This window comes from Mitsuaria sp. MSU3D, from assembly GCF_056867975.1.
In genome coordinates, this window is the sequence record NZ_CP200314.1 from 1405282 (window position 1) to 1419804 (window position 14523).

The window sequence follows — 14523 nt, forward strand, 5'->3', positions numbered from 1 at the left end:
GGTTCGGAGTTGTTGTTGCTGATGGGCGATGAAGATTGATGACGTGAAGTGAGTGGTGCTTGCGCAAGCGTCGTGCGGTCGCCGGGGATTCAGCGCTCTCCGAGTGATTCCGAGATCGTTTTCCGGACGGGCTTGAGCAGGTAGTCCAGCACCGTGTGACGGCCGGTGATGATCTCCGCCGTTGCCGTCATGCCGGGCTGGATCACGATGCGATCGGCCTTCTCGCCCTTGAAACGCTTGCCGCTGATGCGGATGTGCGTGCGGTAGTAGGCCTGCTCGCCTTGCGCGGTGCGCTCGGTCAGGGCGTCGGGACTCACATAGGTCACGCTGCCGTCGAGCGCGCCGTAGATGCTGTAGTCGAAGGCGTCCACCTTGACCACCGCCGGCATGCCGCGTCGGATGAATCCGATGTCCGCGGCGCGCAGCCGGGCCTCGATGATCAGGTCGTCGCCGGTGGGCAGCAGCTGCATGATCTCGTCGCCTGGTCGCAGGACCGCGCCCTCGGTGGTCAGCGTGATCAGATTGACCACGCCGTCGACCGGCGCACGCAACTGCGTGTGTTCCAGGTTGCCGCGACGGTCGTTCAGCATCTGCTGCACGCTGGCGAGTTCTTCTTCGGTCTTGGCCAGCTCCGCCTGCGAATCCTGGAGGAAGCGGTTGCGGCGCAAGGTGACCTGTCCCGCGGCCTCGTTCGCCGTGCGCTGGAGCCGCAGATAGTCGGCCGCGCTGATGTCGCCGGCCTTGTACAGGGGCTCGTTGAGGGCGACCTCGCGCCGGGCGAGATCGGCGGACGTCGCCAGCACCGTGAGCTCTTCCTGCAAGGCCGTGCGGCGGCGTTCGTAGAGCTGGCGCTGCAGCTCGTTGAACGGGCCGGTGCCGGCGGGACGATAGGGCGTGCCCAGCGTTTCGGCGCGCAGGCGCGCCAGCGAGGCGTTCAAGGCATCGGCCTTTTCGCTGGAGTCCGCCAGCGCGGCGCTGGCCTTGGTGTTGTCGAGCTGCGCCAGCAGATCGCCCTTGCGGACGGCATCCCCCTCGTGCACGAAGAGCTTTTCCACCACACCTCCGTCCGGTGCCTGGATCACCTGGGTGCGCGAGGATGCCATGACCTTGCCCCCGGCGCGAGTCACCTGCTCGATCTGCGCCTGGGAGGCCCACCACAAGCCGGCAGCCAGCGCCGCCACCGTGGCGAGGACGGTCCAGCGCACGCGCGTCTGACCCTCGTGAAGACTCTTGGTCGTTGTCATAACGTTCTCTTGATGTCGGAAGTTCTGCGAGCGGCCGACGCTCAAGCGGCCGCGGTGGCGGCCCTGGTGGCGGCCGCGGCGTCGTTGGACGGCGCCGGGCGGCCCTGCAGCCTGGCCAGCACCTCGTCCCGCGGGCCGTCCGCCAGGACGCCCTGTGGCGAGAGAACGATCACGCGGTCGACCAGCGCCAGCATCGACAGGCGATGGGTCACCAGCAGCAGCGTCGTCTCGGGCTTGAGCATCTGCCGCATCAAGCGGACGGTGGCCTGTTCCAGTCCGTCGTCCATGCCGGAGGTCGGCTCGTCGAGCAGCCACACCGCGCGATCGGCCAGGACGAGGCGCGTCAGCGCCACGAGCTGACGCTGCCCGCCCGACAGGCCGCGTCCGCCTTCCGAGAGCTTGCGGTCCAGGCCCAGCGGATGCTGGGCCACCATGGGCCAGAGACCGGTCTTCTGGCAGGCGGCGACCAGGAGGTCGTCGCTGACGTCGGGCAGTCCGAAAAGGAGGTTGTCGCGCAGCGTGCCGGAGAACAGCCAGGCGTGCTGCGGGCAATAGGCCAGTTGGGTCGCGCGCCATCCGGCGTGGATCTGCTGCTGGTCGACGCCGTCCAGGTAGACGGTGCCGCGTGTCGGCTGGGTCAGGCCGCAGGCAAGCGACAGCAGCGTGGTCTTGCCGGCGCCGATGGTTCCCAGGATGGCGACCTTTTCGCCGGGGCGGAAGCGCATGCTGCCGAAGCGCAGCGCTTCCTTCTGACCGGGGTAGGCGAATTCGACATTCTCGAAGCGCAACTCCCCGTGCAGGACCTGGGGCACGAGGGGGCGGGCGACGCCTTCGTTGTCCACCTGCAGCCGGAAGATCGCATCGAGCGCCTTCATGGACGCACGAGCGCTGCCCAACTGCACGAGCAAAGGCGGGATCGAGGCCAGCGGCGACAGCACGCGCCCCGACAGGATCGAGCAGGCGACGATCGCGCCCTGTGTCAGGTGCCCGTCGATCGCGAGCACCGCGCCGACGCAGATCAGGGCCACGTAGCTGACCTGTTGCAGGGCGGCGGAAATGTACGAGGTGGTGTCGCTCTCGTGCTTCAGGGCGAGGCTCTGCGCGGCGTTCACTTCGCACAGCGCCGCCCAGCGGGATTCGAAGCGCCAGGTGGCGCCCAAGCCCTTGATCGCCTCGGTGCCTTCGATGGTCTCGACCAGCAGGCCGGTCTTGGCGTTGGCCCCGGACTGGCTGCTCGCGGTCAGCCGGGCGATGCGGCGGGCACGCAGCAGGCCGGTCAGCACGGTCACGCCGAAGAGCACCACCGCCGGCAGTGCCATCCAGAAGCCGCCGATCGCCGCGATCACGAGCGCGAAGATCAGCGCCATCGGCATGTCGAAGAGCAGGAACAGGGTGCTGGCCGACAGGATGCCGCGGATCGACTCGAAGCTCTGCACCTGCGACGCCAGCGTGCCGACGGAACCGGGTCGCTGATCCAGCCGGACCGCGTTGAGCCGCGCCATCAGCGCCCTGGAGATGCCGACGTCCAGCTGTTTCAGCCGCGGTTCGAGCAGCGAGGCCCGCGCAAGCTTCAGCAGGAACTCGATCACCACCGCCAGGCCCACGCCCAGGGTGAGGACCCACAGCGTCTGGTGGCCCTGGCTCGGGATGACGCGGTCGTAGACCTGCATCGAGAAGAACGAGATGGCGATGCCGATCGTCGAGAGCACCAGCGACAGGCCCGCCGCCTCCACGAAGATCGGCCACTGGCCTCGGATCTGCGCGAGCATCATGCCGCGCGCGCTTCGGGTCGCGCCCCGTTCGGTCTCGTGATCCACCACCGCGTGCAGGCAGGGCTGATCGTCCAGCACGAGGTCGCGACGGACCCGATCAGGTCCGGCGCACGTCCAGAGTCCCTCGGGCGTGCGGGCGGTGACCACTTGCCAGCCGTGCTCGGCGTGGTGGCACAGCAGCGGCAACGCGGCGAGTTGCGGCGCGTCGAGCAGCACGAAATGGCTCTGCTGATCGAGCGCACCGGCCAGCAGGCGCGCGCTGTGAAGATCCTCGCCGGGCAGAGCCAGCTCCATCTGGCGTTGACGGACCAGCGCGGCGGGCACGGGACGCCCCTTCAGGCGCAGCCAGTGGGCCAGGGCGGTCGCGACGGCGGCCGAAGGGGGCGACGACGCGGCCGTCGTTCGCTTGAAGGGATTCCATGTCATGGCGGGCATCTCGCGGGTGGCGATGGGCAGGAAGGGCGTTGCGGCAGACGGATGGCGAGCCGCTCAATCGAGCGCCGGTGCGCCGTCGAGGAGCAGGTGCAGGCGATACAGGCCGGCGCGTTCGTCGATCGCGGCGTCGCGCTGGGATTGGCGGGTGGTGTGGGCCTCGCGGACCATGTTCAGCAGGTCCAGCCACGCCCGCTTGCCGGCATCGAACTGACGTCGGTACGACGCGAGCACCTCGTCGCCGGTCGAGGCGGTGAGCTCGGCGTTGCGCAGCGAGGCGACCGCCGCGGCATGGCGCGTGTACTCCAGCTGATAGTTGCTCAACTGGTCCTGTTCGGTCGCGGCGACCGCGGCTTCCGCCGCGGCGATCCGGGAGCGGGCCGCATTCACGCCGGACAGGGCCGACAGGCCCCCGGGCAGCCCGGCCTGGATCACGACGCCGATGCGATCGTCCTTGTAGGCGCCGCTCTGACGGTCCATGCGCAGGCTGACGGTCGGCAGCAGCGCGGCCTTGGCCTTGGTCAGTTCATCGCGGTACAGGTCGACGTTCGCGCGCGCGATCGCCATCTCTGGCGAGAGCTGGATGCGGTCGAGCACCTGGTTCAACGCCGGTGGCGCGGGGAGCTCGCCGTCGAGCACGACGCGCAAGGGATCGTCGACGGGGCGACGCGCCAGGCGCTGCAGCCGGTCGCGTTGCAATGCTTCCTCGAGCCGGGCCTGCGCCATTTCCGCCTGCACGGCGCTCAGCCGGGAGGCGGCCAGCGCCGCGTCGGCGTTCGTGGCCACGCCCGCCTGGTTGCGACGCCGGATCATCTCCAGCAACTGCTGATGCTCCGCGCGCAACGCCTCCAGGCTGTCGATGCGACCGCGGACCTTGGCCCAGTCAGCCCAGGTCTGCACGATCTTCAGCTTCAACTGGAGTTGCGCGGAGCGCAGCTCCATCTCGCTGCTGCGCACGGTGGTCCGTGCGGCGCTCAGGTTGGCCGACAGCAGTCCTCCCGTGTAGAGCGGCTGCTGGATGCTCAGGACGTTGACGTACCCGCCGATGCCGCTGGCGAGTTGGCGCGAGAAGCTCGGCGAGGGACCGAACTGCCACTTCGCGGCGGTGACGCCGTCCTCGGCGGCGGCGATCGAGGCCCGGGCGCGTTCGATCGAGGGATCCGCGGACAACGCGCCGGTGAGGAAGTCATCCATGGCGGCCCCCCAGCGAACGGCATTCACCGGCGAGGCGGCGCTGGCGGAGGAGACGGCGAGGGGGGCTTCCTCCAGGGCCTCGGCCGGCACCTGGCGTCCGTCGTCCGCGTGGGCCGGCAGGCTGATCAGTGCCAGCGCGGCGAGCGGATAGTGCCATCCGGTGGCGATGTCGATATTCGTTGACCGGTGTGATCGGAAAGCGCGGAAGGGTTGGAAAGGTCGGAATGGTCGGAAAGGAGCTTGGCGGTTCAAGGGAAACCCCGTCGGGCTGTTTTCTATCCCGCTCAGTTTCGTTTCCTGTCCTGCCGTCTCACAATGACATTTCCTTGCTAGCCTTTTGGCGCCGTCAACCACTGATGGCTTGTTTATGCAAAGAAACTAGCAATAGTTTGCTAGTCGGGTTCGGGGCACGAATATCTAGGGGCCCGATGCCGGCGTCCGGGGGAATGACGGTTGCCCGGAAGCGGCACCTCTTACCTCCTGAAGGACTCGCGATGACCACCCCCTCCGAAGACCTGGAACCCTGCATGAAGGCGTGTGCCGAGGCCTTGCTGGCGACGCGTCAGTGCGCCAACGCGTGCATCCGCTCCGGCGATCGCCTGCTGGAGGCGTGCGCCCTGCTGGATCTGGATTGCGCCGCGATCTGCGAGGCCACGATCGGTGTGCTGTCGCGGGAGTCCGCGCACCACGGCGACTTCTGCGCGTTGTGCGCCCATCTGTGCCGGGCGTGCGCCGAAGAATGCGAGAAGCATCAGCATGCGCATTGCAGGCGTTGCGCCCAGGCTTGCCGGGCTTGCGCAGCTGCCTGCGATGTCCACGCGGGTGAGCGACATGCGCTGGGCGCCCACGCCTGAGCGCAATTGGCGGCACGGCGGCAGACTTTCTGCCAAGGCACGGTTGCCGGCTGACTTATTGATGGACCGATTGACTGACTGCAGTCGGTTCATTGATGAATTGTCATGACGGGTTTCTGGCAAGTGTCCATCTTTGATTTCAGGGATTTAATCCGTATCTGACGGTTGTGAGTCGGCAACTGATCGAAGAACGTGGCATGTGACAGGGCGGGCCGGGGCGCTCGAACACGGTCGGGGACGGAATGACGATGGCCGTCGGGCATCGGATGCCAGTCGCACACCCGCTTCACGGCTAACATCCGGCGATCGACCCCAAGAGCCAGCCGACTGGCCGATGCAACTCGGGACGGAGGACGTCCGATGGCCTTGACGCCGCGGACGGTGCGAGAGAGCAGTGATCACCCCCCATTTCCACATTTGCGCTTTTTTCGACAGCCGGGAGGAGGCGTGCCAGGTGCTGGCGCCGTTCTACCGCGAGGCGGAGCGGAACAACGAACGCAACCTGCATCTGATCGAGCCGGGCGGCCTTGACGAGCACCGGGCCCGGCTGGTCGGCGCCGGGATCGACGTCGTGGCGTGCGAACACCGCGGCCAGTTGGCCCTGTGGCCCTGGCCGCAGGCACCCGGCGCGATCGACGTGGAGGCCATGCTCGCGGCCATGGCGCTGGCCACCGCGGCGCAGGGGCGGGAGCTGGGCGGATTCGACGGACTGCGTGTGATGACGCAGATGGGCTGGGCGGTCCGTCATGGCATCGACCGTCTGGACCTGCTGGAGTACGAGGCGCGCCTGAACGGCGTCCTGGACGCGAACCGGCGCCTGGCGATCTGCGTCTACGACCTCGCGCCGCTCGATGGCACCACCATGATGGATCTGCTGCGCACGCATCCGCTGACGATGATCGGCGGCGTGCTGCGAGAGAATCCGTTCTTCACGCCGCCGGCCGAGATGCTGCGCGAGCTGTCCGCGCGCCGGGCCACGGGGCGACGTCGCGGGCGCTCCGCGCCGGTGGCGCTCCCAGTGCCGGCACGACCCCGGCGGGCCGAATGACCACGATGTCCCGAGAAAGAGAACCGTCCGCCGCCGACCGGGCGCTGCGTGACCTGATGGGCCTGCTCGCGCTGCCGGCCCTCTGGGTCGGGCGCGACGCCGCCACCGTCCTGCAGCTCACGACCGAGGCGGTGAACCGGATCGTCGGCACGGCGGTCTGTCTGCTGCATGCGCCGCTGGTGCCGGACGCCGCGCCGGCCACGGTCCTGCAGCTTGGGGGCGTGCGTGTGTCGCAGGAGGCCTGGACCGACTTCATCATCGCCTGCCGGCAGATGCCGGACACCGCCGACAGCGCGACCGCGCTGGAATCGCCGCTGGGCACCTTGCGCGTGGTGCGGCTCTACCTCGGACCGGCGGGGCGGGCCGGCAGCCTGTGGTTCGGCTCCTCCCGACCGGACTTCCCGTCGCCGCACCAGAGCGCCTTCATGCGCGCCGCGGCGACGCTGGCGTCGACCGGTCTGCACGCCGCGAGGCTGGACCATGAGCGCGAACGCGCCGCGAGCGCGAAGGACGAGTTCCTCGCCATGCTCGGCCATGAGCTGCGCAACCCGCTGGCGCCGATCTCCACCGCGCTGCATCTGATCCGCCTGCAGACCGGCCAGCTGTCGCGCGAGCACGAGATCATCGAACGCCAGGTCGGCCACCTCTCCAAGCTGGTCGACGACCTGCTCGACATCACCCGCATCACGCGCGGGAAGATCGAGCTGGCGCGCGAGCCGGTGGACGTGCCTTTCCTGCTGAGCGACGCGATCGAGGGCGTGAGCCCGCTGCTCGAGGAACGCAACCACCTGATGCGGGTGGCCTGCGACGTCGGACCGGAGTTGCGGCTGGTGGGCGATCGGGCCCGGCTGCGCCAGGTCCTCGTCAACCTGCTGAGCAACGCCGCCAAGTACACGCCGACGAACGGCGAGATCCGCGTCGCGGCGCGCGCCGTCGGCGATGCACTGGTGATCGAGGTGCAGGACAACGGCGCCGGTATCGACGCGGACATGCTGCCGCGCGTGTTCGAACTGTTCGAGCAGGGCTCGACGACGCTGGATCGCTCCAAGGGCGGGCTCGGCATCGGGCTGGCAATCGTGAAGCAGCTGGTCGAGATGCATCACGGCCAGGTGGCGGTGTTCAGCGCGGGGCCGGGGCAGGGCGCGACCTTCCGCGTGACGCTGCCGGCGGAGATCCATGCCGCGCCGCCCGCGCCGGGGCCGGCCACCGAGGCGCTGGACACGCTGCCGCCGGTGCAGGGGCGGGTGCTGGTCGTCGACGACAACCGTGACGCCGCCGAGACGCTGGGCATGGCGCTGCGCTACGCCGGCTACGACGTCGTCACGACGACGCTGCCGCAGGAAGCGATGGACCGGGTGCGCGCATCGCGGTTCGATGCCGCGGTGCTCGACATCGGCATGCCGGTCATCGACGGCTACCAGCTGGCCACCCTGATCCATCACGAACTCGGGGCGGCGGCGCCGCGCCTGATCGCGCTGACCGGGTATGGCCAGGCCTCCGATCGCGACAAGGCGCTGAGCAGCGGCTTCGACGAGCACATGGTCAAGCCGATCGATCTGGATCGCCTGACGCGCACGCTGGAGCGGCTGATCCGTGCGGACGCGCTCTAATCGGGGCTCATGAGTGCGCCCGATTCCCTCCCTTCCGCGACCACGCCCGCGAGCGTGTCGGCGCCAGCCCCGGCCCATGTGGCGATCCTCGACGACGAGCCGGACATCACCCAGCTCCTGGCCGGCTACCTCGCGTCGCACGGTTTCCGCACGACGCAACTCCACACCGGCCGGGCGCTGATGGACCTGATGGCGGCGGACACGCCCGACCTGGTGCTGCTGGACCTGGGGCTGCCCGGCGAGGACGGCTTCGTGATCGCGCGCCAGTTGCGCGAGCACTGGCGCTGCGGCCTGGTGATCGTCACCGGGCGCGGCGACGCGGTGGACAAGGTCGTCGGGCTGGAGGTCGGTGCGGACGACTACGTCACCAAGCCCTTCGACCTGCGCGAGCTGGTCGCCCGCGTGAAGGCCGTGCTGCGGCGCCTGGCGCCAGGACCGGCGGCCGGCCCGGCCGCCGCGGCTGCTTCGTCGGGCCACCCGGGCCACCCGGGCCACCTGGGCAATGCGGTCGTGGCTTCCGGTGCCGCATCGGCGCCGCCGGGACTGTCCAGCGGGCAGCCAGTCGAGATCGTCCAGGACCTGTCCGCCGGCCGTGAGCGCCTCCACTTCGAGGGCTGGACCATGGATGTGTCCGCGCGCCGCGTGACCGGGCCGGACGGCGAGGAGGTCGCGCTGACGACCGGCGAGTTCGACCTGCTTCACATCCTCATGCTGCACCCCGGGCGCGTGCTGTCGCGCGACTTTCTGCTGGAGCACACCCGGGGTCGCGAGTCCGGGCCCTTCGACCGCACGATCGATGTGCAGGTGGGGCGGCTGCGTCGCAAGCTCGGCGCCGAGTCGGGTGAAGGCCAGTGGATCAAGTCGGTCCGGGGCGCCGGCTACTTGTTCGCGCCGAGAGTGACCTCGACGCGCTCGACCTGAGCGCCGAGAGGAGCACGGTCATGAGCAACGCCACCAACGACCGCGGGAACGACGCGCACGGCGGGAATGACGGCGGATCCACGGGGCTCGACGAATCCGCCGTCTTTCGCGCGCTGTTCGCCGCGTCGCCGGACGGGCTGCTGCTCGTCGACGACCGGGGGCTGATCCGGCTCGCGAATCCGACGGTCACGCAACTGCTGGGATATGCCCACGAGGACCTCATCGGCGCCTCCGTCGAGATGCTGGTGCCCGACAGCATCCGTCCGCGCCACGCGGCGTACCGGCATGCCTACGAGGCCGCACCGCGATCGCGGCCCATGGGCGGCACGGCCACCGAACTGGTCGCGCGGCGGCGTGACGGGTCGGAGGTGCTGGTGGAGATCGCGCTGAGCCCGCTGCAGCCGCTGGGACTGCCGTACACGATGGCCTCGATCCGCAGCGTCGCCGAGTACCCGCGCGTGCGCCAGGCCTTGCAGCGGGCGCGATACAGCGAGCATCTGGCCCAACTGGGCAGGATCGCCGTCGATTCGCTCGATCCGCAGGAGGTGCTGCGCCAGGTGCCATCGATTGCCGCCCGGGCGCTGGAGGCGGACCAGGCGGTCGTCTTCCTGCTCGAGCCGGGCCGCACCGCGCTGCGCCTGGCGGACGGCGTCGGATTGCTGGAGGGCGAAGGCCTCGGCGCGACGGTGCCGAACCGCCCGGACACGCCGCAAGGCTTCGTCCTGGCCCAGGGCGCGCCGGTCGTCGTCGAGGACTACCGCAGCGAGCAACGGTTCGCCGTGCCGCAGAGCTACCTGCTGGCGGGCCTGGTGTCCGGGCTGGCGGTCCCGCTGTCCGATCGGGGAAGGCCGGTGGGCACGCTGGCGGTGCGCTCGCGTCAGCCGCGACGCTTCGGCGATGCGGAGCTGCGCTTCCTGGAATCGGTCGCCAACCTGCTCGGCACCTGTCTGCAGCGGGCGCAGACCGAGGAAGCGCTGAGCCACTCCCAGCGCCTGGAGGCCGTGGGTCAACTGACGGGCGGCATCGCGCACGATTTCAACAACCTGCTGACCGTCATCCAGGGCAATCTGCAGGTGCTGGCCGAACTGCCGGCGGTGACCGAGGACGGCTTCGCGCCGCAACTGGTCGCGGCGGCGACGCGGGCCTCGCGCCGGGGCGCGGAGCTGACGGGCAAGTTGCTGGCGTTCTCGCGCCGGCAGCGGCTGCAGCCGGCCAGCGTCGACGTGGGCGCGATGCTTCGCTCGCTGGCCGACATGCTGCACCGCACGCTTGACCAGCGCATCCGCATCCGCATCGAGGTGGCCGCCGATTGCCCCGATGTGCAGGCCGATCCCGCGCAGCTGGAGTCGGCGCTGCTGAACATCGCCATCAACGCGCGCGATGCGATGCCGGAGGGCGGGGAACTGCTCTTCGAAGCCGGGCCGCTGAGGTCCATCCCGCCCGAGTTGCGCCGCGAGCTGGAGGAGGACGACGAGGATCCGACGCCTGCGGGATACGGGTCGGAGGGTGCGATGCACTATGTCCGCATCGCCATCTCCGACAGCGGCACGGGCATGCCGGAGGACGTCAAGGAGCGCGCCTTCGAACCCTTCTTCACGACCAAGCAGGCGGGCCGTGGCACCGGACTGGGACTGAGCACCGTCTACGGTTTCGCGCGCCAGTCGCGCGGGGCGATCGGCATCGACAGCACGCCGGGTCACGGCACGACCTTGTCCTTGATCCTGCCGCAGCCGCCGGCCGCGCAGCGCCAGGTGGTCGAGCATGATGCGACGGCCTCGGCCGTACCGCCGGGGCTGCGCGTGCTGCTGGTGGAGGATGACGCCGAAGTGCGCGCCGTCGCACGTCGCTACCTGACCGATTTCGGCTGCAGCGTCACGGCCTGCGCGAGCGGGGAAGAAGCCCTGCGGCATCTGCGCGATCTGGACGAAGCGGCTGACTCGTCCGAGGGCAGCCCGCTGCCGCATCTGCTGCTCAGCGACATCGCGTTGGGCGCCGGCATGCGCGGTACGGAACTGGCGTCACGCGTTCAAAAGGAATGGCCCGACATCGCCGTGCTGCTGATGTCGGGGTTCTCGGCCGAACTGCTTTCTTCCGAGCACGACAACGCGCTGGACTGGGCGCTGCTGCCCAAGCCCTATGAGCGCGCCGCGCTCGCGCGGGCGATCGGGAGGGTGATGTCGCGTTGAGGGACGAACGGCGCCCGGCACCGGAAGGCGCCGGCGGGGCTCACGCCGCCGTCGCCAGCTTCCCCCGCGCCATCGAGCCCCCGATCACGAACTGCTCCAGCCGTTCCCGGCTGGGGATCGAGATCTGGCGACGGCCGCGTTCGCCGAACAGGATCAGGCCCTCGCGGTTGAGCTTGGACAGGCAGCGGCTGACCGTCTCGAGCGTCATGCCCAGGTAGTTGCCCAGGTCGGCGCGCGTCATGCGCAGCGTGAGTTCATCGGCGCGCAGGCCGCGCTGATGCATGCTGCGCGCCCAGGCGCAGAGGAACTCCGCCACCCGTGCCAGCGAGGCCAGCGTGCACACCGACATCAGCGACTGGCGTTCATGGGTGATCTCGGCGCTCATGCCTTCGTGGACCACGGCCATCATCTCCGGGTAACGCGCGCAGGCCTGCAGCAGCAGGTCATACGGAATGATCGAGATGTTGCCGGTGTCCATCGCGACCGCGTCGCAGGGATGGCGTCCGTGCGCGATGCCGCTGAAGCCCAGCCAGTCACCGCGGAACTTCAGGCTCACGATCTGCTCGCGGCCGTCCAGGCTGCGGCTCACCAGCTTGAACGCGCCGGCATTGATCAGGTACACGGTGTTGAAGGGCTGCGAGGCGCGGAAGACCATGTCGCCGGCGCGCACCACCTTGGCGGCCGGCTGGAGGATGTCGCGGATGGTGCGCATCACCTCGAGCATGCGCTGTTGCGGATCACGGGAGACGACGCGCGGTTCCGACACGGTCACCTGCAGCGGCGGCCGCGCTTGCGGGCGCAGATCGGGCGCGATCAGGCCGGGGGTGGTGCACGCGACGATCGCGGCGGTGGCGGACAGGGGCGCGGCGCCTTCGCGAGGCACCGGTTTGGCCGAAGGCGCCACACGCGGCCGGCCAGCCGGGGCATCGCGCAGGCGATCGCGGGGGAGGTCGCTCGGAGGGGAGGCGAGGGCGATGGCGCTGTGCATGATGGTCTCGGGGTTGAAGGGATTGCTGGAGATGCTAGAAACGGCTCGCAACGGCGGCACCAATCCTTGACATCGGTCAGCAACAGTCAGTGAACCCTCGGTGACGGTTCAGTAACAGCCCGTCGAGTCCGGGCAGCCGTGCTGCGCGCCCGGCGTCGACGAGGCGTTCGCGTTGACATCGATCAACGCCTCCCTCCGCGAGCTGACTACGCTGTGCAGCTCGCCTCCCGGCGTGGTCCCCGCGCCCGCCGCCCCCGTCATGCCGCCGACTTCCTCCCTCCACGCCACGCGTTCGACCATGCCGCTGTCCGCTTCGTCTCCGCGCACGACGCCTGCGCCCTTGCAGGGCCTGCGGATGGGCATGGTGTGTGGGGACGAGGGCGCACCGGAGGCGATGCTGTTCCAGCAGGCGGCGCGAGAACTGGGCGCGCAGGTGACCGTCCTCGACCCCACGCGGGTGATCGAGGACGGCGCGGCGCTGGAAGATGTCGCACGGCTGCTCGGGCGCCTCTACGGCGCGATCGCGTGCGACGGCCTGCCGCCCGCTGTCCTGCGGCGCTTGGCGACGGCGGCCGTGGTGCCCGTGGTGGACGTGCAGGCCGTGCTCGCGCTCGTCGACGGGCGCGGCACTGGGGCAGAGAAGGAGCGCCGCCGCATCACGCAAGCGGTACAAGCGGCGGAGGCGGTTCAAACAGTGCAGGCGGCGCTGCTCGCCGCGCTGCGCTAATCACTTCAGATCACTTCTTCTTGTCAGCGGCCTGGAGGGTCGCCTTGAGGGCCTGCGCCTCCTGCAACGGGTGCTGCAAGGTCGGCAGCATCCCTCGACGACCCATCGGCAGGCCGTCAAGCCTTCGGCAGGCTCTTGTACTGCTGGCCGACCGGCGTCAGCACGCCGGTGGCGCCGAACAGGCTGGTGAAGTGCACGTCGTTGTCCCAGCGGCCGGTGAACCACGCATAGCGGGCCACGTCGCTGCGGTTCTCGCAGACGCTGACCATGTCGGCCATCTGCGCCTTCTGCTTGTCGGAGGTGTCGATGTGCGGGCCGGCGCCGTTGTGCCAGTTGGCCATCTCGGTGACCCAGAACGGCTTGCCGTATTTGGTCAACCGGTCCAGCTGGTCCTTGAGCCCGTAGTCGTACCAGTGGAAGGCCAGCGCGTCGATCTGCGGATCGCGGCCCCCGTTGGCGGCGCGGTAGGCGGCGATGAACGCATCCATCCACACGACCGGATCGCCGTAGTTCGGCATCGTGCCCCAGGTGATCGCCGGGCCGACGATCTTCACGCCGGTCTGGCGCGCGACGTCCTCATAACGCGGCCACTGCGCGGCGGCATCGGCCGGCGAGAGATTGGCCTGGTCGGTGAGGTTGGGTTCGTTCAGCACCAGCAGGTACTTCACCGTCGGACGCGCCTTCAACGCCGTCACGACCTGCGCCGTGTTGAAGTTGAAGTTCCACAGCATCGGCACGTGCTCCAGCGCGCCGGCGATGGACGGCTGCGATTGCACGGTCGTGTTGGGTTGGAGCGCCCAGTTGTACCACCAGCCGATGGTCCCGCCGGACAGCGCGTTGAAGTCGGCCGCGTCCTTGAGGTCATAGGCGACGCCCCGCTTCACTGACGTGATGGGCGGCGGCGGAGGAGGAGGAGGCGGCGGAGGCGGCGGAGGAGGGGGTGGCGGCGGCGATGCAGGCGGCGGTGGCGATGCCGGAGGCGACCCGGCCGGCGGCGGTGCTGCCGGGGGCGGGGGCGATGCAGGAGGCGGCGGAGCCGCCGGCGGTGGCGGGGACGCGGGCGGCGATCCCGCCGGAGGCGCCGCGGGCGTTGCCGGCGAGTCCCCGCCGCTGCCGCCGCCGCCGCAGGCGGACAGCAGCGCGCTCGCGCCGGCCAGGGTCAGCAGGCGACGGCGGTCGGCGTCGGGCGGCAACGGCGCGACGAGCGTCGGCGCGGCCGGAGCCGTCAGCGCATTCAAAGGGGATTCAGCCGGATGCTTCATGGGGGAGCTCTTGCAGCGATGGATAACCTTGTCCCCCACGCAGGGGACAGGTCTTGCGGGGCCGGAGTATGAGCGTCTCCCGATGTCCTTGTCCCGCGTCGAAACACATTGTTAATGTTGCTGACGGCTGGCATTCATCCTGGTACCTCGGAAGAGGGTGTCGCGCGTTGCGCAGAGCTGTCCGGGCTTGACTTGAGACGGGCGGCAATCCCTAGCCTGAGCGCCCCCTCTCTCTCGCCAAAGTGACTTTCGACCACTGCGCTCGGTTACAGGCCTCAATAGAGT

Annotated in this window: 11 protein-coding genes; 6 read left to right on the forward strand and 5 right to left on the reverse strand. The window is 69.6% G+C overall.

What is annotated here, in order from left to right; genetic code table 11:
• Positions 1-89: 89 nt before the first annotated feature.
• The 3 genes from AC1VNM_RS06420 to AC1VNM_RS06430 form a co-directional block, all read right to left on the reverse strand.
• Positions 90-1244, reverse strand: coding sequence for an HlyD family type I secretion periplasmic adaptor subunit (locus AC1VNM_RS06420; RefSeq protein ID WP_483106265.1), 1155 nt, complete (start codon positions 1242-1244; stop codon positions 90-92).
• Positions 1245-1285: 41 nt separating this feature from the next.
• Positions 1286-3442, reverse strand: a complete 2157-nt coding sequence (locus tag AC1VNM_RS06425) for an ATP-binding cassette domain-containing protein (protein ID WP_483106266.1) — start codon at positions 3440-3442, stop codon at positions 1286-1288.
• A gap of 63 nt (positions 3443-3505) precedes the next feature.
• Positions 3506-4642: a TolC family protein gene (locus AC1VNM_RS06430; RefSeq protein WP_483106267.1), complete on the reverse strand. Its 1137-nt coding sequence runs from the start codon at positions 4640-4642 to the stop codon at positions 3506-3508.
• A 494-nt stretch (positions 4643-5136) separates the two neighbouring features.
• Between AC1VNM_RS06430 and AC1VNM_RS06435 the strand changes: the two genes are divergently transcribed.
• The 5 genes from AC1VNM_RS06435 (at position 5137) to AC1VNM_RS06455 (ending at position 11261) form a co-directional block, all read left to right on the forward strand.
• Positions 5137-5496: a four-helix bundle copper-binding protein gene (locus AC1VNM_RS06435; protein WP_431103404.1), complete on the forward strand. Its 360-nt coding sequence runs from the start codon at positions 5137-5139 to the stop codon at positions 5494-5496.
• A gap of 394 nt (positions 5497-5890) precedes the next feature.
• Positions 5891-6544, forward strand: coding sequence for an MEDS domain-containing protein (locus AC1VNM_RS06440; RefSeq protein WP_483106268.1), 654 nt, complete (start codon positions 5891-5893; stop codon positions 6542-6544).
• Positions 6541-8154: a hybrid sensor histidine kinase/response regulator gene (locus tag AC1VNM_RS06445; RefSeq protein WP_483106269.1), complete on the forward strand. Its 1614-nt coding sequence runs from the start codon at positions 6541-6543 to the stop codon at positions 8152-8154. The genes AC1VNM_RS06440 and AC1VNM_RS06445 overlap by 4 nt, the downstream gene beginning before the upstream one ends.
• A gap of 9 nt (positions 8155-8163) precedes the next feature.
• Positions 8164-9075 carry a response regulator transcription factor gene (locus AC1VNM_RS06450; protein WP_483106270.1) on the forward strand — a complete coding sequence of 304 codons (912 nt, stop codon included), beginning with the start codon at positions 8164-8166 and terminating at the stop codon, positions 9073-9075.
• 20 nt (positions 9076-9095) lie between these two features.
• A complete protein-coding gene (locus AC1VNM_RS06455; RefSeq protein ID WP_483106271.1) occupies positions 9096-11261 on the forward strand; it encodes a PAS domain S-box protein in 2166 nt (721 codons plus the stop codon).
• A gap of 40 nt (positions 11262-11301) precedes the next feature.
• Here AC1VNM_RS06455 and AC1VNM_RS06460 read toward each other — a convergent pair whose 3' ends face one another.
• A complete protein-coding gene (locus AC1VNM_RS06460) occupies positions 11302-12300 on the reverse strand; it encodes a Crp/Fnr family transcriptional regulator (protein WP_483106272.1) in 999 nt (332 codons plus the stop codon).
• Positions 12301-12547: 247 nt separating this feature from the next.
• On the opposite strand from AC1VNM_RS06460, the gene AC1VNM_RS06465 reads away from it, so the two are divergent.
• Positions 12548-12976 (forward strand): hypothetical protein, encoded by a 429-nt coding sequence (locus AC1VNM_RS06465; protein ID WP_483106273.1) that lies wholly within the window; start codon positions 12548-12550, stop codon positions 12974-12976.
• Positions 12977-13092: 116 nt separating this feature from the next.
• Here AC1VNM_RS06465 and AC1VNM_RS06470 read toward each other — a convergent pair whose 3' ends face one another.
• Entirely contained in the window at positions 13093-14238 is a 1146-nt protein-coding gene (locus AC1VNM_RS06470; RefSeq protein ID WP_483106274.1) for a glycoside hydrolase family protein, read from the reverse strand.
• Between the last annotated feature and the right edge of the window lie 285 nt (positions 14239-14523).

Bases quoted from the DNA above. Each gene is read 5' to 3' on its own strand.
- AC1VNM_RS06420 (WP_483106265.1), bottom strand. From the start codon at position 1,244: ATGACAACGACCAAGAGTCTTCACGAGGGTCAGACGCGCGTGCGCTGG.
- AC1VNM_RS06425 (WP_483106266.1), bottom strand. From the start codon at position 3,442: ATGACATGGAATCCCTTCAAGCGAACGACGGCCGCGTCGTCGCCCCCT.
- AC1VNM_RS06430 (WP_483106267.1), bottom strand. From the start codon at position 4,642: ATGGATGACTTCCTCACCGGCGCGTTGTCCGCGGATCCCTCGATCGAA.
- AC1VNM_RS06435 (WP_431103404.1), top strand. From the start codon at position 5,137: ATGACCACCCCCTCCGAAGACCTGGAACCCTGCATGAAGGCGTGTGCC.
- AC1VNM_RS06445 (WP_483106269.1), top strand. From the start codon at position 6,541: ATGACCACGATGTCCCGAGAAAGAGAACCGTCCGCCGCCGACCGGGCG.
- AC1VNM_RS06450 (WP_483106270.1), top strand. From the start codon at position 8,164: ATGAGTGCGCCCGATTCCCTCCCTTCCGCGACCACGCCCGCGAGCGTG.
- AC1VNM_RS06455 (WP_483106271.1), top strand. From the start codon at position 9,096: ATGAGCAACGCCACCAACGACCGCGGGAACGACGCGCACGGCGGGAAT.
- AC1VNM_RS06465 (WP_483106273.1), top strand. From the start codon at position 12,548: ATGCCGCTGTCCGCTTCGTCTCCGCGCACGACGCCTGCGCCCTTGCAG.
- AC1VNM_RS06470 (WP_483106274.1), bottom strand. From the start codon at position 14,238: ATGAAGCATCCGGCTGAATCCCCTTTGAATGCGCTGACGGCTCCGGCC.